The organism is Enterococcus sp. 3C7_DIV0644 (assembly GCF_002141235.1).
In the GTDB taxonomy this organism is placed as follows: Bacteria; Bacillota; Bacilli; order Lactobacillales; family Enterococcaceae; genus Enterococcus_D; species Enterococcus_D entomosocium.
In genome coordinates, this window is the sequence record NZ_NGLK01000001.1 from 205566 (window position 1) to 228305 (window position 22740).

Genomic DNA, 22740 nt, shown 5'->3' on the forward strand with positions numbered 1-22740 from the left:
CGTTGACAAGTTTCTCTAGTTCGCAAGTTGACTTCTTGCTGGTAAGTAGACAAAAAAGACGAACAAAGAATATCTTTGATCGTCTTACTTCTTCATTTATTCCGCACCGATTTCTTCTCGAACGACCGCTGCGATTTTTTCAACATAGTAATCGACTTTTTCAATGGTTGGTGCTTCTGCCATCACCCGAAGCAATGGTTCTGTTCCTGAAGGACGAACCAAGATACGGCCTTCGCCGTTCATTTCTGCTTCTGTCTCTTCCACGATTTTACGGATAGCTGGAACATCCATCGCACCATTTTTATCTGTCACTCGAATGTTGACAAGTTTTTGTGGATAGATCGTTACCTCTCCTGCTAATTCCGACAGTTTCTTGCCCGTTTGTTTCATGATATTCAATAGTTGAATTCCTGATAGTAAACCGTCACCTGTCGTATTGAAATCCAAGAAAATCATATGCCCTGATTGCTCGCCACCGAAATTATAATCGTTTTTACGCATTTCTTCTACGACATAACGGTCACCGACTTGTGTGATCACATCTTTCAGACCAATTGCTTCCACTGCTTTGTGGAACCCTAAATTGCTCATGACTGTTGTAACGATCGTTCCTTGGTTCAAGCGTTTTTGTTCTGCTAAATATTTTGCACAGATATACATGATCTTATCGCCATCAACGATATTTCCTAGTTCATCAACTGCGATGACCCGATCGCCATCTCCATCAAATGCAAGACCAGCATCGGCCCCTTTTTCAACGACGAATTCGGCTAATGTTTCGGGGTGAGTCGAACCAACACCATCATTGATGTTCAACCCATCTGGGGAAGTTCCCATTGTGAAGAATTCTGTTTCTAGATCGGCAAACAAACGATTAACGCTTGTAGCTGTTGCGCCATTTGCTGCATCGACACAAACCGTGATCCCTTCTAAATCGTCAGGAATCGTTTGACGTAGAAATTGAGAGTATTTCAATAACCCTTCTGGGAACTCATCCACCGTTCCTAAGCCATCGGCAGAAGGTCGAGGAAGTGTATCTTCCGGCGCATCAAGCAATGCTTCAATTTCAGCTTCTTGTTCATCGACTAATTTAAAGCCATCATTTCCGAAGAACTTGATCCCATTGTCTTGTGCAGGATTGTGAGAGGCAGAGATCATCACACCTGCGCTTGCTTTTTGTACTTTCGTCAAGTATGCCACTCCTGGTGTGGAAATAACGCCTAATTGAAATACCTCGATCCCAACGGATAACAAACCAGCAATCAATGCGCTTTCTAGCATTTGTCCAGAAATTCGTGTGTCTCGCCCAACCAATACGCGAGGACGACGGTCCCCGGTTTCATGTTGACTTAGTACATAGCCGCCGTAACGCCCCAATTTAAATGCTAACTCAGGTGTCAATTCCTTGTTAGCTTCTCCTCTAACACCATCAGTACCAAAATATTTTCCCATTTTAATAACCTCTCTTATTCATTCTCTACAGTCAAACGACTAAGAACTACTTGTCGTCGTGCTGCTTGCGGAATTCTCTGTTTGTTCGTTCGTCGTGTCGTCTGTTGAAGAGTTGTCTTGAGAATTCTCACTATTCACTGCTTCATTGCTATCATTGTTTGATTGATTCTCCGTAGTAGCTTCTGCAACCGGTGTGATTTGGATCGTCACGACCGTTGGATTGATTGTTGTCCCCTCAGGCACTGGAATGGTTACTGTCCGTTCCGTCGTTGTCGTGATCTCACTAACGTCCACCGGCACACCGATCTGTTGGGTTTCATCCAAGATTCTTTGTGGTCCTGTCAGAACGGCACTGATACTGCTCATGCGATAAATGTAATGGGAGATCCCGTCTGGAGTTGTCCCTTGTTGTGTAACAAACAATTCAATTTCTTTGCTTGGAGCCTCCATCACCAATGCAACATCTACCGAATCAGGATCCGCGATGATCGCTAATGGATTGTTGTCGCTATCCCAGGCTTCGATGGTTCCATTGACAGTGATCGAATCCCCAGTGATATCATCTGGATTTACGATCGCTACCACTCGGTCGATTTCAGCTAATGTTTGATCGCCAGTTGTGATTTCTACTTTCTGCGGATCGACACTCATTGAATCGACGCCGTAACCACTCGTTGCTCCGTCAGTGGAGATGACGGGTTCAACGGTAAACGTTTGGGTCACTTTTTTCTCGATCGTCACAGTGACTGTTTTTGGTTCGATTTCAGCTGTGACGCTTGAACTAAGATTTTTTACTTCTAAAGGGACCTCATGGGTTCCTTCATCGAGCCCAGTCAAATCAGCTACGACTCGAAAGCTCCGTGTTTCCTCACTACGTTCTGCATTCAATTGTACCCGATTTCGACTAGATAAAGTCACATCCACTGTTGTTTCAAATCCTTGGATGAAGTATTCATCCGTGTCGTAGGTGGTCTGAATCGGTACATTTTCGATCTCTTCCTCATAAGGATTTGATGTTCCCGCAAGATTGACTTGCAGGCTTGATCCGCTGGCGATGAAAAACAAAACCAGACTAAAGAACAGCGCTAGTATACCATAAAATACGTTTTGACGACGCTCTTTCTTGATCATTTTCTTCCTCCTTTGTTGACCCCTTCAAAGAAAGATTGCAGCAAGTTGCGTTTGCCAGGTTTTTCTTCCGGAACTAATTCGCGATTCAACACGTCGAGATACTCTTGGCGAGAAAGTTCAGTCAACATGCGATTATTTAGCGTAATACTAACGTCGCCGGTTTCTTCTGAGACGATAATGGTCAATGCGTCACTGACTTCTGATATCCCAACAGCTGCTCTATGACGTGTCCCGAATTCTTTCGGAATCAGTGGACTTTCTGACAATGGCAAGTAGGCACTAGCAACAGCGATCTTATCATCTCTTAAAATGACTGCACCATCATGCAGCGGTGTATTAGGAATGAAAATATTGATCAGTAGTTCGCCCGTCACATCCGCATCTAAGGGAATCCCAGTTTCGATGTATTCTTCTAAACCAGTCGTCCGCTCGATCGTGATCAATGCACCGATCTTTCGTTTTGCCATATATTGAACAGCTTTGTCCAGTGCTTGGACCAAAACTTCATCCCGCCGTTTTTCGTTTTTAGAAGTCTTGAAGAAAGAGCTGCGTCCAAGATGCTCTAGCCCCCGTCGAATTTCTGGTTGGAAAATAACAATTGCGGCGATCACCCCATAAGTAATGACTTGATCCATCAACCAAGATAGCGTCTTTAATCCTACGATACCAGCCAAAAACCTTAGAACAATGAACAGTCCGACTCCTTTGAACAACTGGATCGCTTTTGTCCCTCGCACAAGCTGGATAAGCTTATAAACCAAGTACCAAACAACGATCACATCTAAAACATTTACTAAAAAAGACCAAGAAAATATATCAAATGAGAGCAATTCTCTCCAATAATCTAAATTAAAAAAATCCCTGAAATTTATCAACATAAACAGCCTTCCTTTATTCTTAAGACTTCAGATAATAGTATAACATAGGACCTCTTCAAAGATTTGAAAAAAAACAAATTTATGAAAAAGTTTTGAAAAAATAAACAGCTCTTTTATTTAGTTTACCATTATCCTGAAATCATTGTTTGTCAAAGGTCTTAGAAGATTTCATCTAAAAGAGCTTCTTGCACGCATTTCATAGGAAAAACAACAAACGACCCTGAAAAAACGTGATAAAGCGTTTTTCCAGGGTCGTTCCTCAGCTAGCGATTATTCTTGCTGACGACGTTTTGCGCGCGCTGCACGCCGTGCTGCTCTTTCAGCGAGCTGTTCTTCGCTTAACGGCTGTTTTTCTCTTCGCACACGCTCCGTTTTTACTGCCATTGGTTGTTCTGTATCAGTACTTACATTTTTTTCAAGCTTTGCTCGAATTTTTTCTTCTTGACCTGCTAAGCGGGCATAGTTATAGAAACGAGTTTTCGCATCTGAAACGGTTTTTTCAAACAAGGCTTCCGCCGCATTGGGATTGGCAGACTGCAAGGAAGCAAATCGGACTTGGGTCTGCATAAAGGCAGGCATTTGATCAAATGCTGGCTTTTTGAAATCGAGCGTCATTGGCTGTTTCCCATTTTCTGCCAACAGCGGGTTATAGCGGTAGAGACTCCAATACCCTGATGCAACTGCTTCTTGCGCTTCTTTCAAGGATTGACGCATTCCGCCAGCAAGACCGTGAGTGATACATGGCGTATAGGCAATGATGATTGACGGTCCCGGGAACCGCTCGGCTTCTTCAAAGGCTTTGATCGTTTGCATTTGATTAGCACCAGATGCGATTTGTGCGACGTAGACATGTCCGTAGGTCATCGCCATCATTCCTAAATCTTTTTTGGAAACAAACTTGCCACTAGCAGCGAATTTAGCAATAGCCGAAGTTGGTGTCGCTTTGGAGACTTGCCCCCCCGTATTGGAATAAACTTCATTATCTAACACAAGAATATTGACATCTGCACCAGAAGCGAGAACATGATCGATACCGCCAAACCCAATATCATATGCCCAGCCATCGCCACCTATCATCCATTGGCTTGGCTTAACAAACAAATCTTTTTCCTGCAGGATTTTGTTCAGCTGAGGTGTCGTGGAAGCCTCAGCTTCTAAGGCGGCGATCAATTTTGCTGCTCGCTGCTGTGTCCCAGCACTTTCTTCTCGATGAAGGTCCCAATCATCAATCAAAGCCTGCAATTCTTCTGATACAGCGGCTTTCAATGACTGCAACTGGGCTGCTAATTTCTCCCGTCGGGTTTGGTTGGCTAAGAACATGCCGTAGCCATATTCGGCATTGTCTTCAAACAGCGAGTTTGACCAAGCTGGACCCTGTCCTAAGTGATTGGTTGTATAAGGGGATACTGGTGAGGTTCCACCCCAAATCGAAGAGCAACCGGTCGCATTGGCGATCATCATGCGATCACCAAACATTTGGGTCAGAAGTTTGACATAAGGGGTTTCCCCACAGCCCGCACAAGCACCAGAGAACTCCAATAAGGGCTTATTGAATTGGGAGCCCAAAACAGTTCCTGGTTTTGCTGGATTTTCCTTTTGGCGTAAAGTCATCGCAAAAGCCCAATTTACAGCTTGCTCTTTTTGTTCTTCGTAAGGACGCATCGTCAAGGCTTTCCCTTTGGCGGGACATGCCTCCACACAAAGGCCGCAACCTGTACAATCTTCAACGGAAACTTGAATTCGATATTTTTGGCCGTTCGCTCCTCGCATCTCTCTAACGATAAAGCCTTCCGGTGCTTCGGTTAATTCATCTTCATCTGCCAAAAACGGGCGGATCGCCGCATGAGGACAGACGAAGGCACACTCATTGCACATGGTACAGCGATCTGATAGCCACTCGGGCACTTCAACAGCGATGCCCCGCTTCTCAACCGCTGTTGTCCCGACAGGGATCACCCCTTCAGTCATTTGGTTCCTTACGAGGGTGCCGACGGATAGTTGATTGCCTTCTTGACGGTTGATGGGTTCCACAATTTCCCGCACAAATTGTGTCATAGCAGTGGATGTCCTTTCCGGCACTTCGATTGTTGCCCACTCGCTTGGAACAGGGATTTCTTGTAATAATTCGATGGTGCGATCAATGGCTGCTTGGTTCTTTTCAACGATCGCCATCGATTTGTGCCGATAACTTTTCAGCGCCTCTTCTTTTAAAATCGGCAAGATTTCCTCGGTCGGAATGATGTTTGCCAAGTAAAAGAAGGCTGTTTCCATCGCGGTATTGATCCGCCCACCTAAGCCAACTTCCATTGCCAACTGCATGGCGTTGATGGTATAAAAACGGATCTCGTTTTCAGCAAGATAACGTTTCATCTTCTTCGGTAGATTATTTAAAATTTGCTCTTGTGACCAGGTCGTATTTAATAAAAAGGTTCCGCCTTTTTTGAGTCCTTTCAGCAAATCATACGTATGCAAATACGCAGGCGTATGACATGCAACGAAATCCGCGTGTTCGATCAGATAGGTAGAACGAATGGGGGTATCCCCAAATCGCAGATGGGAAACCGTTAGACCACCAGATTTTTTCGAATCATAGTGGAAATAGCCTTGCACATATTTTTCGGTATGATCACCGATGATTTTGATTGCTGACTTATTCGCCCCAACGGTCCCATCAGAGCCGAATCCCCAGAATTTCGCTTGGAAGGTGGATGGATCAGTTAGATCTAGCGTGCCTTTTGAGGGCAACGACAATTGCGTCACATCATCCGTGATCCCAATGGTGAAGCGTTTCTTTTGGCTCGCTTTTGGCTTAATCAATTCGTCATAAACGGCAACGATTTGATCAGGCGTTACATCTTTTGACCCAAGACCATAGCGTCCACCAATGATCGTCGGCCGAATCGCTGCATCATACATGGCACTTTGCACATCCAAAAGCAAAGACTCTCCGTTGGCACCAGGTTCTTTGCTGCGATCCAATACAGCGATACTTTTGACGGTAGCAGGCATTTTTTCTAAGAAGACTTCTAATGGGAATGGTCGATACAGATGGATCGACAAGACTCCCACCTTGCGTCCAGAAGCGCACAAATGATCCACCGTTTGCTGGATCGTTTGCGTCGAGGACCCCATCGAAACGATAACTTCTTCGGCGTCCGCAGCACCATAATAATCCACTAAATCATAGTTGGTTCCTCTTAAAGCATTGATTTTCTTCATGTAAAAACGAACGATCTCAGGCAATGTTTGATAGTGCTGATTGATCGTTTCCCGCTGTTGAAAATGGATATCAGGATTTTGATTCGTCCCACTCGTTGTTGGGTGATTCGGATTCATCGCTTTTTGACGAAAAGCAGCCAACTTTTCATGATTAACCAGTTGTGCGAGTTCTTCATAGTCCAGCACCTCGATTTTTTGAATCTCGTGACTGGTTCGGAAACCATCAAAAAAGTTTAAAAATGGAATGTTGGCTTCAATTGCTGCTAAATGAGCGACTGGCGCTAAATCCATTACTTCTTGAACACTGCTTTCCGCTAGCATAGCAAAGCCTGTTTGTCGAGTGGCCATTACGTCGGTATGATCTCCGAAAATATTCAAGGCATTGGTTGTTACTGCTCGGCTGGCGACATGAAAGACGCCTGGCAGCATTTCCCCAGCAATCTTGTACATATTTGGTACCATTAACAAAAGTCCCTGAGATGCCGTATAGGTCGTCGTTAAGGCGCCGGTTTTTAATGAGCCGTGAACCACACCCGCCGCCCCTGCTTCAGATTGCATTTCAACCACTTTCACCGGCTGCCCAAAAAGATTATGCTTTCCCTGAGCAGACCACTGATCCACTAATTCAGCCATGGTTGAACTAGGGGTTATCGGATAGATCGCCGCAAGTTCCGTAAAGGCATAGGAAATATAGGCAGCTGCCGTATTGCCATCCATTGTTTTTCTTTTTCTCATCTATATAACTTCCTTTAATCATCATTTTGCACAATAAAACACAATTCATTATAGCTGAAAATCAAGGAATATAAAAGCACCGGCTGGGTAATTTTCTTTATTTCGTGAAACGAAATACATAGTATTTAGCTAATTTTCCTCCTCATTTCACAGACTCGGATCAAAAGACCTGAGGCTTTTCTTTCAGTAGAAACTTCGGTAAACTAAAAGAAAAAGGAGGAATCTTAATGGATATTTCAATCATCAAAGCACAAGAAACAAATGCGGTAACAGGGATACATATCGGAGACCCTTCCGCTAAACCGATCGTCGAATTTATGAATTTGCGTTGTCCTTATTGTCGGCAATGGTTTGAGGAATCGTTACCGACCTTAAGTGAAGCTGTCACAGCTGGGAAACTACGCCGTGTCATCAAATTATTCGACAAAGAAAAAGAATCATTGCAACGAGGCAATGTGATGCATCGGTTTGTTTCCAGTACAGATCCTCAGGCAACGATCGCTGAGATTACAAAAATTTATCAAACACAAGACGAATGGGGTCATTTATCTTTAAATGAAGTGGCAGAATATGCGAAAAATACCTTAGGGCTATCTGAACAAAATCATCCTGCGATCGCCGGAGAAATTGTGGAAGAAGCGAAAAACGCCAACATTCAATTTGTGCCAACGATTATCTTAGATGGGCACATTTTTGATGAATCGATCACTGCTGAGGAATTAACTGCATTGATCAATGAGTAACCACAAATAAAAGAGCAGGAGCAGATTTGACGCGAACATCCACGTCAAATCTGCTCCTGCTCTTTTGATTCATTTTTATTCCATTCGACTAGCTGACTTGTTCACGAAGATGATCGGCAAATTCGTTGATTTTTCGAATGCGATGATTGATCCCTGATTTCGAGATCGCTCCTGATGGAATCATTTCTCCTAGCTCTTTCAAGCTGACCTCGGGATGTTCCAAACGTAATTCGGCGATTTCTTGCAGCTTTTCAGGTAGAGCTTGCAAGCCAACTCGATCTTGAATAAACTCGATATTGTCGATCTGCTTCGAAGCAGCGTCGATCGTTTTGTTCATATTGGCGGTTTCACAATTCACCAAACGGTTGACTGAGTTACGCATGTCTCGCACGATCCGCACGTCCTCGAATTTCAACATGGAATTGGTGGCACCGATCAGTGTCAAAAAATCAGCGATTTTCTCAGCGCCTTTCAAGTAAGAAATATACCCATTTCTACGTTCTAATGCACGGGCATTCAAACCATATGCGTTTAGCATATCGCAAATATCTTGGTTATGCTCCTCGTAGATGGAATAAATCTCTAAGTGATAGCGGCTGGTTTCTGGATTGTTGATCGATCCTGATGCCATGAAAGCCCCTCGTAAATAGGAACGCATTTTTTGAGTATTGCCCATGATCTCATCAGAAACATGGCTTTGAAACATCAGCCCATCCATGATATCTAAGTCCAAAAGCACGCGCTTTGTCTCTTGCTTCAAACGAACGATGTAGACGTTGTTCTTTTTTAATTTCATTTTGCGACGGACCAGCAACTCGCTGCGCACGTCGTAATGATCTTTTAGTAAAGAGTAAATACGTCTGGCAATCGCCGCGTTTTCTGTTTGAACGTTTAAAACAAATTGCTGGTTGTTGATACTTAATGACCCATTCATCCGAATCAAAGCTGCCAGTTCTGCCTTGGCATGTTCGCGATGAACTTCTAATGCAGTCAATTCTTTTTTTACTTCTGCTGCAAAGGACATAAAAAAATCCCTCCTTTCTTAGATTTTGGCCCCGTAAACGATACGTAGAAGTTCTTCAATCACTTTATCTCCGTCATGAAAAACTCCGCCATCTCTAAGCTCCAGAAAGTCAGCTGAAATGACACGGCTGGCTTCTTCTCGCAGTCCTTGGAAATCGTGTTTCACTTGTACAAGATATTCATCATAAATCTCTGGGTCCATATATCCTTCTGGAACTTTCTCGGTGTTGACTAACACCGTATCAATAAAGGGTTTGCCTAAATGCTTATGCAAGACTCGCACATGGTCGGCATCACTAAAGTGTTCGGTTTCACCTTTTTGGGTCATGATATTACAAATATAAACCGTTTCAGCTTGTGTTTCCAACATTGCTTGGCCGATCTCGCTGATCATGAGATTGGGCAAAATACTAGTAAAGAGACTACCAGGACCCAAGACGATCATATCTGCCTCCATAATTGAAGAAACAACTTTACGAGCTGCTTTCGGCTCATCATTATTTTCTTGATTACGAACAAAGACCCGTTCGATCGTTTTGCGATCAACCGCGATTTTGGACTCTCCTACCGCTTCGGTGCCGTCTTTAAAAACAGCGTGCAACACCAATGGCAGATCTGAGGAAGGATATACTCGTCCATCGATATGCATGATTTTCGACAAAATTTGAATGGCTTCATAGGTACTGCTACGCATTTCAGCAATCGCCGCAATAATCAAGTTCCCAAGGGCATGATTGGCTAAAAATTTGTCTTCCGCTTTAAAACGGTATTGAAAAATATCATTATATAATTGCGGCATATCAGATAGAGCCGCCAGAACATTGCGCAGATCCCCCGGTGGTGAAATAGAGGAAACCAAATTGCGGATCTCGCCGCTGCTACCGCCATCATCAGCGACCGTAACGATCGCTGTGATGTCGACACCTTGATTCCGCAAGCTCTTCAGGATGACTGGTAACCCAGTTCCGCCACCTACCACAACGATCTTCGGCTTTCTGATCCGGTACGTTTTCATTTTCATGAACGATTCACCGTCTCTTTGCGCTTATCTTTGTCGCGATGAGTAATATTGACGCGATAGTCTTCTGCCAAAACCGCCCCGATGCGCTCCGATAATGCAACCGAACGGTGTTGACCCCCAGTACAGCCGATAGCCACCGTCAAGCTGCTTTTACCTTCCTTGACATAGCCTGGCATGATCGTTTGCAACAGTGTACTAAATTGCTGATAGAATTCTTCCGTTTCTGGAAAAGACATGACGTAATCATACACGGGTTCATCTTTACCCGTTAAAGGACGCAACTCTGGAATGTAATGGGGATTCGGTAAGAAACGAACATCCATCACGATATCAGCATCGATCGGCAAGCCATACTTGAAGCCAAACGAAAGTATTTCAATACGAAACCCTGTCTCATGAGAAGCACGAAATTCTTGATTGATTTTTTCTCTCAGTTGCCGAGGGGTCAACGTCGTTGTGTCGATAACAATACTGGCACGCGTCTTCAAATCGTTTAAGATCGCTCGCTCTTTGCGAATGCCTTCCGTAACTAAGCCATCCATCGCTAATGGATGTGCTCTTCTCGTTTCCTTATATCTTGACACCAATTCATTGTCCGATGCATCTAAAAAGAGCATCCGTGTGTCGATAAAATTCGTGTTTTCAATATCGATCAGCATACTTTGGATTTCTTCAAAAAACGATCTTGAACGCAGATCGACAACTAAGGCAATTTTTGTCACTTTTCCTGATTCTTTGATCAGTTCCCAAAATTTAGGGATCAAGCTTGGGGGCATATTGTCGATACAAAAGTACCCCATATCTTCAAAACTCTGGATCGCGACCGTTTTGCCGGCTCCGCTCATCCCAGTAATAATGACCAATTCTAAATGATCCACTTCAGTCATAGGTAAAACTCCTTTCTGAAACAACTCTATTATATCATGCCGGGCGTATCATTGGAACACCGGCATAAAAAAAGACGTTAGCTCAAAAAATGCCGCTAACGTCGCTATCAGCTTTAGATTGCTTGGCGATTTGCCAATGCTTTTTCAATCGTCCGATCAACTAAAATGGATTGGGCATCCACGACTGGATAAGGATTGTCAGTCACAAATTCATCCATCAAGGATAACTCGGTACATCCAAGTACTACGCTTTCACAGCCGATGCGTTCGGTGACTTCTTCCAGTATCTCAAAGTAAAGTTCTTGATCCAGATGATCATTTTCTTTGATTCGATCATAGATCAATGTATTGACCTTTTTTTGGATCGCTGGCTCTGGGAGATAGACATCAAGTCCCAACTGGCGCAATTCTTTCTCATAGATGCCGGCTTTGACACTGCCTTCTGTCCCAAGAAAGGCCACTTTTCCAGTGACGCCTTTTTCAAAAACGACTTTCGCTGCCTCACGAGGCATATGCAAAATCTCAATCTCAGTAGCCGCTTGCAACTCATCAAAAAAATAATGCGCTGTGTTACAAGTCAACACAATAAAATTTGGCTTTAATAAATTTTGTTTTTCGATGTCGTCCATTAAATAAGGAACAGGGTTTTCTAACGTATTGTCTAAAATATATGCCGTCCGATCCGGGACTGTCGCATGATTGAATAAAACATAGTTCAAGTAATCTTGGTCTTTATGGGTCTGTGTCCGTCGGTTTAAAATGCGGACGAAACTTTCCGTCGCTAACGTTCCCATGCCGCCTAAAATACTAAAAAAATTCTCCATCTTCTAGCCTTCTTTCGTATGGAAATACGTTTTGAATCGTTTGTTGTATAGATGGAACATTCTCTTTAACAGAATCCAACGCTTCAGAGATAAGTCTTCTTTATAAAAGACGGTCGTTCCCCAGCGATTTTCTGCTAATAATTTTTTTGCTCGTTCTTTCGCAGGATTTTCTTTTGCATAAGTCAAGAAGATGTTTTTTGGTACCCCTAGCCATAATTTCGCTTCTGGCGCGTCAGCTTTGCCATAAACCGTTTCTGTATAAGGTTTTTCGAAGACTAAATCTTCAGTGATAAACTTTGCCAAATTCAATCCGCTTAAGGTAATAAAGAAACTGCTTCTTCCTTGACGCAAGTTGATTTCAAATAGTTTATATTGCCCGTCTCGCGCATCATATTTCAAGTCAAAATTGGCAAATCCAACATACTCGATCTCTTTTAAAAACTTACGGATCATTTGATAAATTTGATCATTTTCGTCTGGAATGATCACTACGTAATTCCCAACAGCTCCAGGGGTTGGGTCTTCTAGTAAAGGATGACCTAAGCCCATCACGCGAACTTCGTGATTCTCATCAACATAGGCATTTAAAACCCGCATGTTGCTGTCATCACCGGGAATAAAATCTTGGACGATCATTTCATATTGATAACCCGCTTGATAAATGCGAGAAACGATTTCTTCAAATTCTATTCGATTATCAATAATAAAGGCTTTTTTGCGTCCTTCAAAATCAACTGACAGCCATGCTACACTATTTGCCGGTTTCAATGCCACAGGAAAATCAAAAGGCAGCTCTCCTTTGAACGTTCCTTCCGTCAACAGTTCAGGCATTAAAATGAAGGTCTTAGGATAAGGCAAGCCATATTCCTCGCAGACTTCGTAAAAGCTTACTTTGTTGATCAACCTTTTTAGTAAAGAATAATCGTTAGCGATAAAGGTATAATAGGGCGCCAATTCTTCTTTATGCTTCGCCAACAGTTCCGCATAACCATCGCCGCAAGGAATCAACAAATATTTCATTGCAGGATCATTGTAAGTATTTTTTCCTAACTTGATCAACGTCTCAGTGAATCCGGGATCATGGTCAAAACCTTCCACTTGATTGATTTTTACAATTTTACTAAAGCGGGTTGGTGCAAGTTCGGCGCCTGCATAGGCAACTGATTGAATACCATATGCTTCGTGGAACGCTCTGGCCATACCATAAACATTCATATCGCTTCCTAATAATATGGGAAGAAAATTTTCCTGACTCATCAAAAATCACTCTCTCTTTTGAATACGAAAAACGACCTCTCTCGTTTCGTTTGATTACAATAGAATTATAATACCACAAAGAAAAAAGCAATCAAAGTATCTATCTTTGATTGCTTTCTCCCACTTTGAACGGATAGAACTTATAGGCAGTTTATTCAATGCGAATATACGTATACCTATTGCTATTCTATCAAATAAAATTTTGATTTCAAGCCCTTATCATGAAATTTGCAGATATTTCACGCTTCCTTAAACTTTAGCGAAACCTATTGACAGACAAGTGAAAAAGTGAGTGCTTTTTCATCTGCTTAAAGGACTTTTTTCAAATAATGACCGGTGTAGCTGTCTGAAACCGCAGCAATTTCTTCTGGTGTACCAGTTGCAATGATCGTGCCACCGCCTTCGCCACCTTCTGGACCTAGGTCAATCACATGGTCCGCTGATTTGATGACATCTAAGTTGTGTTCGATCACTAAAACGGTGTTGCCAGCGTCGACAAATCGTTCCAAAACTTTCAACAAACGGGCAATATCATCCGTATGCAGACCAGTCGTCGGTTCATCTAAGATATAAAAACTCTTGCCATTGGAATTTTTGTGCAGTTCACTGGCAAGCTTCATCCGTTGCGCTTCCCCACCAGACAAAGTAGTCGCTGGTTGTCCCATAGTGACATAACCTAAACCGACATCGACGATCGTTTGCAATTTTCGATGGATTTTGGGAATATGTTGGAAAAATTCCACTGCATCTTCCACGGTCATATCTAAGATTTCCGAAATGTTTTTTCCTTTGTAATGAACTTCTAACGTTTCTGAGTTATAACGTTTGCCATGACAAACCTCACAAGGTACGTAGACATCAGGTAAGAAGTGCATCTCGATCTTGATGATTCCGTCCCCTTTACATGCTTCACAGCGTCCACCTTTTACATTAAAACTAAAGCGTCCTTTTTTATAACCACGGACTTTCGCCTCATTGGTTTTAGCAAATAAATCACGAATGTCATCAAAGACACTGGTATATGTTGCCGGATTGCTTCGAGGTGTCCGACCAATCGGGCTCTGATCGATATCGATCAATTTCTCAATAGCTTCATAACCAGTAATGGTTTTAAAGCGGCCAGGTTTGTTCGAATTCCGATTGATTTTTTGCGCCAAGGCTTTTTTCAAAATTTCATTGACTAATGTTGATTTACCAGAGCCAGAGACCCCTGTAACTGCGACGAACTTTCCTAATGGAAAATCGACCGAAATGTTTTTCAAGTTATTCTCAGAGGCACCGGTCACACGAATCTTTTCACCATTGCCTTTGCGGCGTTCCGTCGGTGTTGGGATTTCTCGTTTTCCAGATAAGTATTGACCTGTTAAAGAAGACTCATTGGCAGCGACTTCATCGGGAGTGCCTGCAGCGACGATCTCGCCACCTGCATGTCCTGCACCCGGACCGACATCGATCAAGTAGTCTGCTGCCCGCATCGTGTCTTCGTCATGCTCAACGACAATCAGGGTATTCCCGAGATCACGCATTTTCCGCAATGAATCTAGCAAGCGATCATTGTCTCGTTGGTGAAGACCGATCGATGGCTCATCAAGAATGTAAAGCACCCCAGACAAATTGGAGCCGATTTGTGTTGCCAAGCGAATTCGTTGCGCTTCCCCACCAGAGAGTGTGCCTGACGCACGACTCAAGGTCAAATAGTCCAATCCGACATTTTTTAAGAAGCTTAAACGATCATCGACTTCTTTCACGATCGGACGTGCAATCATTTGCTCTTGTTCCGTTAGTTTCAATTCTTCGACAAAGTTCAAGGCATTGTTGATCGCCATCTCACTCATTTCACCAATATGCTTCCCATTGACTTGCACGCACAGCGCTTGAGGGTTCAAGCGATAGCCATGACAGGTTTTACAAGTCAACTCTGTCATATACAAACGCATTTGATCACGGGTAAAATCAGAGTTGGTTTCATGATAACGGCGTTTGATATTTGGTAAGATCCCTTCAAAAGCGACCTCAACATCACGCACCCCACCAAAATCATTCTCATAATGGAAATGGAACATCTCCCCATTCGAACCATTCAAGATAATATCTCTGTGTTCTTCTGGCAATTCTTCAAATGGTGTGTCCATATCGATATTGAATTCTTGACAGGCTTGTTCCAGCATTTGCGGATAATATTGTGAACTGATTGGATTCCATGGCAATAGTGCGCCTTCACGCAACGTTTTGCTTTGATCGGGAATCACTAAGTCGACATCGACTTCTAGCTTCACGCCAAGACCATCACAGTCTGGACAAGCACCAAAAGGCGCGTTGAATGAAAAGAGGCGTGGTTCTAATTCTCCAACCGTAAAACCGCAATAAGGACAAGAATAATGTTCACTGAAGAGCATTTCTTTTTGGCCGATCACATCGACTACCGCATAGCCGTCCGCTAACCGTAATGCCGCTTCAAAAGAATCAAACAGGCGTGAACGTATGCCTTCCTTCACAACAATCCGGTCGATGATGATGGCAATATCGTGCTTTTTATTTTTTTCTAATTCAGGCGCTTCAGAAACATCATAGACTTCACCGTCTACGCGCATCCTTACATAGCCTTCTCTTTGGATACGTTCGAAGACTTTTTTGTGCTGCCCTTTCTTTTGATAAACGATCGGTGCCAACAATTGGATCTTGGTACGTTCTGGTAATACCAAAACTTCATCCACCATTTGCTCAACCGACTGACTAGTGATCTCGATGTGATCATTTGGACAAATCGGGTGACCGATTCTAGCGTAAAGAAGCCGCAGATAATCATTGATTTCAGTAACCGTCCCTACTGTTGATCGCGGGTTCTTGCTGGTGGTTTTTTGATCGATAGAAATCGCTGGACTAAGTCCATCAATGCTATCTACGTCTGGTTTATCCATTTGACCTAAAAACTGACGGGCATACGCCGATAGACTTTCTACATATCGGCGTTGTCCTTCGGCATACAACGTATCAAAAGCTAAGGAACTTTTCCCTGAACCCGAAAGACCAGTAACAACAACGAGTTGGTCTCTGGGAATCGTCACATCGATATTTTTTAAATTATGGGCCCGTGCCCCATGGATCACGATTTTATCATTTGCCATAGTGTTTCTCCTTCTAATCAGCAGCTTTTAGCTCAAGAATAGTATCTCTTAAGGTAGCAGCCGTTTCAAAATCCAATGCTTTCGCAGCATCTTTCATCTCTTTTTCTAGCTTCAGCAACAAGGTTGCTTTTTCCTCACGACTCAGTTCTTCATAAGAAGTCGTGGTGTATTCACCGGTCTCTTCTGCCACTTTTGTGATCGCGATCAGATCGCGAATTTCTTTAATAATGGTTTTCGGTACGATCCCATGTTTTTCGTTGTAGGCTTCTTGGATACTTCGGCGTCGCGCCGTTTCATCGATCGCTCGCTGCATCGAATCAGTCATTTTATCAGCGTACATGATTACTTTTCCTTCAGAGTTTCGAGCTGCCCGTCCAATGGTTTGGACTAAGGAGCGTTCGCTGCGCAGGAAGCCTTCCTTATCGGCATCAAGAATCGCAACCAGAGAAACTTCCGGCACGTCTAACCCTTCTCGCAGTAAGTTGATTCCGACCAGTACATCAAATTCACCGAGGCGCAGGTCTCGAATGATCTCTGTTCGTTCCAATGTTTTGATGTCACTGTGCAAGTATTTGACTTTGATCCCTAATTCTTTGAAGTAATCCGTCAAATCTTCAGACATTTTTTTCGTCAAGGTCGTCACAAAGACCCGTTCATTTCGCTCGACGCGCTCATTGATTTCTCCCACGAGGTCGTCAATTTGACCCATGATCGGTCGTACTTCGATCACCGGATCTAACAGACCAGTTGGTCGAATGATTTGTTGAACGACGGTATCGGTTTGATCGTATTCATAGGGGCCAGGTGTCGCTGACACATAGACGATTTGATTGACATGTTTCTCAAATTCTTCCAAGCGTAACGGACGGTTGTCCAGTGCAGAAGGCAAACGGAAGCCATAATCCACTAACATTTGTTTTCTAGCACGGTCACCATTATACATCCCACGAACTTGGGGCATCGTTACATGTGATTCGTCGATTACTAATAGAAAATCATCTGGGAAGAAATCCAATAACGTATAAGGCGGTTCGCCTTCTTTTCGTCCATCCATGTGGCGAGAGTAGTTTTCGATTCCTGAGGTATACCCCATTTCTCGCATCATCTCAATATCATAGTTGGTTCGCTGCTCTAAACGCTGTGCTTCCAGCAGCTTATTTTCTGCTCGCAAAACTTTCAGTCGTTCATCGAGTTCACTTTGGATTGAAGCGATCGCATGTTCCATATGGTCTTCATTGGTCACAAAGTGGGTTGCCGGAAAGATCGACACATGTTCGGTGTCACTCATGATCTCGCCCGTCAAGGCATCGACTTCACGAATCCGATCGATTTCATCGCCAAAAAACTCAATGCGTAACGCTCGCTCATCACGAGAAGCTGGGAAAATCTCCACAACATCGCCGCGCACGCGAAAACGCCCCCGTTGAAAATCGATGTCGTTTCGTTCAAATTGGATCTCGATCAATTCTTTTAATAGTTGATCCCGAGACTTTTCCATCCCTACTCGTAAAGAAACAACTTGTCTTGCATACTCGATCGGCGAACCTAAACCGAAAATACAAGAGACAGAAGCTACAACAATCACATCGTTTCTCTCTAATAAAGAACTTGTCGCCGAGTGACGGAGCTTATCGATTTCATCGTTGACACTGGAGTCTTTTTCGATGTATGTATCACTGGAAGGAACATACGCTTCTGGTTGATAGTAATCATAGTAACTGACAAAGTACTCGACTGCATTATTTGGGAAGAAGTCCTTGAACTCGCCATATAATTGTCCAGCCAGTGTTTTATTATGGGCAATGATCAATGTCGGTTTATTGACTTCCTTGATTAGATTAGAAATCGTATAAGTCTTACCGGTCCCAGTGGCTCCCAACAAAATCTGTGCTTTTTTTCCACCGACCACCCCGTCAACCAATTGATGGATCGCTTCTGGTTGATCCCCAGCTGGTTGATATTTTGATACTAAGTCAAATTCATGGGAAGTTGTTCTTTCGATCATCTTCATTCCCCCTCGATTATTCTAAACGACAACAAAAAAAGAAAAACTCGCTGCCGCTTTTCCATAAATAAGTATATCATAGCGAACATACTTTCGCCATCATTTGCTATGAAAGTTTCATGCGATTAAGCATAACTTAACATGTTTGATTTTCTAACATCTGATGTGAGGTTTAAACGATTTTGTCATATTTTTAAAGAGAAAGACTTGTGTGTTGAAGAAAAAATCCATATAATCTATAAATACGTTATATCTAAAGGGGGAATTTTCTTGAAAAGAAAACACATGTCCTTCGCTTTAATCGCGCTGATTATCAGCATTTTTACGCTATCAGTAAAGTCAGCAAGTGCGGAGGAAACTACGTATAAGATAGGAACAGATTTAACATTTGCTCCTTTCGAATTCCAAAATGAAAATAATGAATACGTTGGGATCGATATAGATTTATTAAATGCGATCGCAGAAGATCAAGGTTTTGCAGTTGATTTACGTCCTTTAGGTTTTGACGCCTCCATTCAAGGCGTGCAATCAAATCAGTTAGATGGCATGATCGCTGGGATGAGTATCACAGATGAACGTAAAGAAACCTTTGATTTCTCTGATCCTTATTTCGATAGTGGGATTCAAATGGCAGTAGCTGCTGACAATGACAGTATTACTAGCTACGAGGATCTTGAAGGCGAAACGGTCGGTGCAAAGGTTGGTACCGAAAGTGCCCGCTTTCTAGAAAGCAATAAAGACCAATATGGCTACGACATCAAATTATATGATGACGCTACTGGACTATATGGCGCTGTACGCAATGGTACTGTGGCAGCCGCTTTTGATGATTATCCAGTGCTTGGCTATGCTATCAACAATGGCGAACCAATGAAGCTTGTCGGCGAACCTGAAAAAGGCGCTTCTTACGGATTTGCCGTCAGAAAAGGCCAAAATCAAGAACTCCTTGAAAAATTCAACGCTGGTTTAGCCAATATGAAAGCTTCCGGCAAATACGACGAAATCGTCAATACTTACATCACAACGTCTGATACAGATGCAGGCACTAGTGAAATGGTGAAAGTCGAACCAAAGAAAGATGTTTACCGAATTGCCAGTGACTCAGCCTTCGCTCCATTTGAATTCCAAAATGAAGACAATGAGTATGTAGGGATCGATGTTGATTTAATGAACCGGGCGGCAGAATTGCAAGGGTTCAACATCGAATTCAATTTCATCGGTTTTTCCGGAGCTTTGCAAGCGTTGGATGGTAACCAAGCAGATGGGATGATCGCTGGGATGACAATCACTGATGAGCGTCGTCAATCCTATGACTTTTCTGATTCTTACTTTGAAAGTGGTATTCAGATTGCTGTAAAAGAAGGCAATGATTCCATCAAATCCTATGAAGATTTAGATGGAAAAACCGTCGGTGCAAAAGTTGGGACAGAAAGTGCAGACTTCTTGATCGCCAACGAAGAGAAATATGGCTATTCGATCAAATATTATGATGCTGCCGATCAATTATATGCGGCTGTTAACGGCGGACAAATTGATGCCATGATGGATGATTATCCAGTGATTGGTTATGCCATCAGCCAAGGACAAAAACTAGTGACACCGATTGAAAAAGAATCTGGTGGTCAGTACGGTTTTGCGGTGAAAAAAGGCCAAAATCCTGAACTGATCCAAATGTTCAATGAAGCATTGAAAGAAATGAAACGGACTGGGGAGTACGATCAAATCATCAATAAATACATTGAAGATGGATCTGCCACAGAAAAACGAGTGGATGAATCAACGATCACTGGTTTGATCAGCAACAACTATAACGTCTTGTTAAAAGGATTATGGAATACCCTTTTACTAGCATTGATTTCTTTTGCCTTAGCATTAGTGATCGGAATCATTTTTGGACTATTTAGTGTTGCTCCAATCAAAGCATTGCGGGTTTTTGCAGGAATCTATGTTGACATCATTCGTGGTATTCCTATGATGGTATTGGCTTTCTTCATCTTCTTCGGCCTCTCCGATGCGATTGGTATCACGATTCCGGACTTTGCTGCTGGGGTCATTACATTGACCTTAAATGCCAGTGCCTATATCGCTGAGATCGTCCGTGGTGGGATCAACGCGGTGCCAAAAGGTCAGATGGAAGCCTCTCGTAGTTTGGGGATGACCTACACTCGGACAATGCAGAAAATCATTTTACCGCAAGCGATCAAAATCATGATTCCATCTTTCGTTAACCAATTCGTTATCTCGTTGAAAGATACAACGATCATCTCGGTTATTGGAGTCGTAGAATTATTGCAAACTGGGAAAATCATCGTTGCACGAACCACACAAAGTACCTATGTCTACTTGATCATCGCAATTATTTACTTAGTCGTGATCACAGCTTTAACGAAACTTGCAAAAGTTTTAGAAAAGAAGGTGAAATAGCATGAAAGAAAAAATCTTAGTTGAAAATCTTGTAAAAAAATACGGCGACAATACCGTATTGAACAATATCAATGTTTCAATCGCTGAAGGAGAAGTCGTTTGTGTGATCGGCCCTTCAGGATCTGGGAAATCGACGTTCTTACGCTGTTTGAACCGCTTAGAAGAACCAACCAGCGGCGATATTATCGTTGACGGCGCACATCTGATGGATAAAAACACCAATATCAATGCTGTTCGTCAACATATCGGCATGGTGTTTCAGCATTTCAATCTCTTCCCTCACTTGTCGGTTTTAGAAAATATTATTTTAGCTCCAATGGATCTAAAAAATGCTTCTCGGCAAGAAGCGGAACAAAACGCGATTCGTTTATTAGAGACGGTGGGTTTGGCAGATAAAAAAGACATGTACCCGGACAATCTGTCTGGAGGACAAAAACAACGGGTGGCAATCGCTAGAGCCTTAGCAATGAATCCCGATGTGATGTTGTTCGATGAACCAACCTCCGCCCTCGATCCAGAAATGGTTGGAGATGTACTCAATGTTATGAAGGATTTGGCAAAACAAGGAATGACCATGGTAATCGTTACTCATGAGATGGGCTTTGCCAAAGAAGTAGCAAACCGTGTGATGTTTATTGATGGCGGTAATTTCTTGGAAGACGGTACACCTGAGCAAATCTTTTCCAACCCTAAGCACGATCGTACGAAAGATTTCTTAGACAAAGTATTGAATATCTAAAAAAATCCTCTGCAACAGCTCTTTTCTCGGACTGTTGCAGAGGTCTTTTTTTTTATTGATTTTTTCGTTTGGTTTCTTCTGAAATCCGCTTTTGATTTTCACCTAAAAATACTTTTGTATCGATAGGGTTGGCTTTGTTCGCCCCTCCGACGCCAGTATCAACCATCTTTCCCCAACCCTTCAATGGCTCTTTCCCTGCTGCACGAAGTTGCGCATTTTTTTAACGTAACGCTTGTTTTTTTGCTTCTTTTTTCGCTTGATGTTTTGCTTGCCACTGCTTTAAGATGCTCATCTTCATTCCCTCCTCTCCTTGTTATGAATCCTTACATAAATTCTTAGCAAACGGTATGCTGATTCCTGTTGACCTGGTAAGAGTAAACAGGGTTCACCTTTAAAATAGCAAATTTTTATTGAGTAGTTAAATCTATTATAACATTTCCTTTTCACCATCGTAAGCTGCAGATACTAATTTTACTAAAACCATGAAAGGACATTTGAAATCAAGTAGCCAGATCAGAAGCAACATGTTACACTTATTAAACAACACTCCCTCCAAACCAAAATAGGTATACAAACATTTTTCTTTTTTATTTTATAGCAAATGACGGGGTTTTCCTAATAAAAAACCAACATTAAAATAACAAAGTAAGGCCAATAAAATCATTTTGGAGGAACCTATCTTATGAAAACCATCATTTTATTTTTCCCACTAATGATACTCTCCCTCTTTCTCACTGGCTGTACCTTGATTGACGAAATCATGGATGACAACACCAAAAGCAGTTTTTCACCAGAAGCAACGTCGTCTTCTCAATCTTTGTCAGCTGATTCAGAAACCAGAGCTTCTTCTTCCAGAACTGAGAACCATGCATCAGAACCCGCATCAGAAACAACTCATTCTCCTGATGACGTTGCACAAGCTCAGAGCAGTACCGAAACAGCTGCCCCTCAATTTTCGTATTGTGAACAATTGCAGATCGGGCTGCCGCGACGGTGGAATCGAACAGTCAACAAAGACTTGCTCCATCAACTGCAAATAGGAATGTCTTGCGATCAAGTTCTTGAAACCATGGGTGGCCTTCCTTCTTGGCGACTAGCAGTCGTAGGTGTGGAATCCAATGCCTGGATCAATTCCGATGGTGGAGCAATCATTGTCACTCTTATTAACCGAACCGTTTCTGATGTGGCCTGGCATGATCAGTTTTCTGAATCAGAAATTGAGTAATCCATTAAGCGATCTCACGTGACTGATATTGGTAAAACGCAGGATGAAATTC

General features: G+C 42.7%; 15 protein-coding genes and 1 pseudogene. 4 read left to right on the forward strand and 12 right to left on the reverse strand.

Annotation, left to right across the window (positions count from 1 at the left end; translation table 11 throughout):
- Positions 1-96: 96 nt before the first annotated feature.
- The 4 genes from glmM to nifJ all read right to left on the reverse strand — a co-directional run bounded on the left by glmM (position 97) and on the right by nifJ (position 7415).
- Positions 97-1452 carry a phosphoglucosamine mutase gene (gene glmM / locus A5877_RS01020; RefSeq protein ID WP_008382200.1) on the reverse strand — a complete coding sequence of 452 codons (1356 nt, stop codon included), beginning with the start codon at positions 1450-1452 and terminating at the stop codon, positions 97-99.
- A gap of 39 nt (positions 1453-1491) precedes the next feature.
- Positions 1492-2583, reverse strand: a complete 1092-nt coding sequence (locus tag A5877_RS01025; protein WP_086316180.1) for a YbbR-like domain-containing protein — start codon at positions 2581-2583, stop codon at positions 1492-1494.
- Positions 2580-3461 (reverse strand): diadenylate cyclase CdaA, encoded by an 882-nt coding sequence (gene cdaA / locus A5877_RS01030; RefSeq protein WP_005235688.1) that lies wholly within the window; start codon positions 3459-3461, stop codon positions 2580-2582. Before cdaA ends, A5877_RS01025 begins: the two co-directional genes overlap by 4 nt.
- A 270-nt stretch (positions 3462-3731) precedes the next feature.
- Positions 3732-7415 (reverse strand): pyruvate:ferredoxin (flavodoxin) oxidoreductase, encoded by a 3684-nt coding sequence (nifJ, locus tag A5877_RS01035; protein WP_086316181.1) that lies wholly within the window; start codon positions 7413-7415, stop codon positions 3732-3734.
- 227 nt (positions 7416-7642) lie between these two features.
- Here nifJ and A5877_RS01040 point away from each other — a divergent pair, with 227 nt between their 5' ends.
- The gene (locus A5877_RS01040; RefSeq protein ID WP_005235682.1) at positions 7643-8158 is read left to right on the forward strand and encodes a DsbA family protein; all 516 of its coding nucleotides are present in this window, start codon (positions 7643-7645) and stop codon (positions 8156-8158) included.
- Positions 8159-8246: 88 nt separating this feature from the next.
- Here the strand turns inward: A5877_RS01040 and whiA are convergent, their stop codons facing one another.
- The 7 genes from whiA to uvrB form a co-directional block, all read right to left on the reverse strand.
- The gene (gene whiA / locus A5877_RS01045; RefSeq protein ID WP_005235679.1) at positions 8247-9182 is read right to left on the reverse strand and encodes a DNA-binding protein WhiA; all 936 of its coding nucleotides are present in this window, start codon (positions 9180-9182) and stop codon (positions 8247-8249) included.
- Between the two features lie 18 nt (positions 9183-9200).
- Positions 9201-10202 carry a YvcK family protein gene (gene yvcK / locus A5877_RS01050; protein WP_008382192.1) on the reverse strand — a complete coding sequence of 334 codons (1002 nt, stop codon included), beginning with the start codon at positions 10200-10202 and terminating at the stop codon, positions 9201-9203.
- Positions 10199-11089 carry an RNase adapter RapZ gene (rapZ, locus tag A5877_RS01055; RefSeq protein WP_005235675.1) on the reverse strand — a complete coding sequence of 297 codons (891 nt, stop codon included), beginning with the start codon at positions 11087-11089 and terminating at the stop codon, positions 10199-10201. Before rapZ ends, yvcK begins: the two co-directional genes overlap by 4 nt.
- A 113-nt stretch (positions 11090-11202) precedes the next feature.
- Positions 11203-11913: an amino acid racemase gene (locus A5877_RS01060; protein WP_005235674.1), complete on the reverse strand. Its 711-nt coding sequence runs from the start codon at positions 11911-11913 to the stop codon at positions 11203-11205.
- A 3-nt stretch (positions 11914-11916) separates the two neighbouring features.
- The gene (locus A5877_RS01065) at positions 11917-13170 is read right to left on the reverse strand and encodes a carboxylate--amine ligase (protein ID WP_086316182.1); all 1254 of its coding nucleotides are present in this window, start codon (positions 13168-13170) and stop codon (positions 11917-11919) included.
- Positions 13171-13478: 308 nt separating this feature from the next.
- On the reverse strand, positions 13479-16295 hold the full coding sequence (uvrA, locus tag A5877_RS01070) for an excinuclease ABC subunit UvrA (RefSeq protein ID WP_086316183.1): 2817 nt from the start codon (positions 16293-16295) through the stop codon (positions 13479-13481).
- 13 nt (positions 16296-16308) lie between these two features.
- The gene (gene uvrB / locus A5877_RS01075; protein ID WP_086316184.1) at positions 16309-18300 is read right to left on the reverse strand and encodes an excinuclease ABC subunit UvrB; all 1992 of its coding nucleotides are present in this window, start codon (positions 18298-18300) and stop codon (positions 16309-16311) included.
- Positions 18301-18570: 270 nt separating this feature from the next.
- Between uvrB and A5877_RS01080 the strand changes: the two genes are divergently transcribed.
- Positions 18571-20724, forward strand: coding sequence for an amino acid ABC transporter substrate-binding protein/permease (locus tag A5877_RS01080; protein ID WP_008382186.1), 2154 nt, complete (start codon positions 18571-18573; stop codon positions 20722-20724).
- A gap of 1 nt (position 20725) precedes the next feature.
- Positions 20726-21463: an amino acid ABC transporter ATP-binding protein gene (locus tag A5877_RS01085; protein ID WP_005235668.1), complete on the forward strand. Its 738-nt coding sequence runs from the start codon at positions 20726-20728 to the stop codon at positions 21461-21463.
- A gap of 52 nt (positions 21464-21515) precedes the next feature.
- Here A5877_RS01085 and A5877_RS01090 read toward each other — a convergent pair.
- A pseudogene (locus A5877_RS01090) lies at positions 21516-21755 on the reverse strand (hypothetical protein).
- A 390-nt stretch (positions 21756-22145) separates the two neighbouring features.
- On the opposite strand from A5877_RS01090, the gene A5877_RS01095 reads away from it, so the two are divergent.
- The gene (locus A5877_RS01095; protein ID WP_086316185.1) at positions 22146-22688 is read left to right on the forward strand and encodes a hypothetical protein; all 543 of its coding nucleotides are present in this window, start codon (positions 22146-22148) and stop codon (positions 22686-22688) included.
- Positions 22689-22740: the final 52 nt, after the last annotated feature.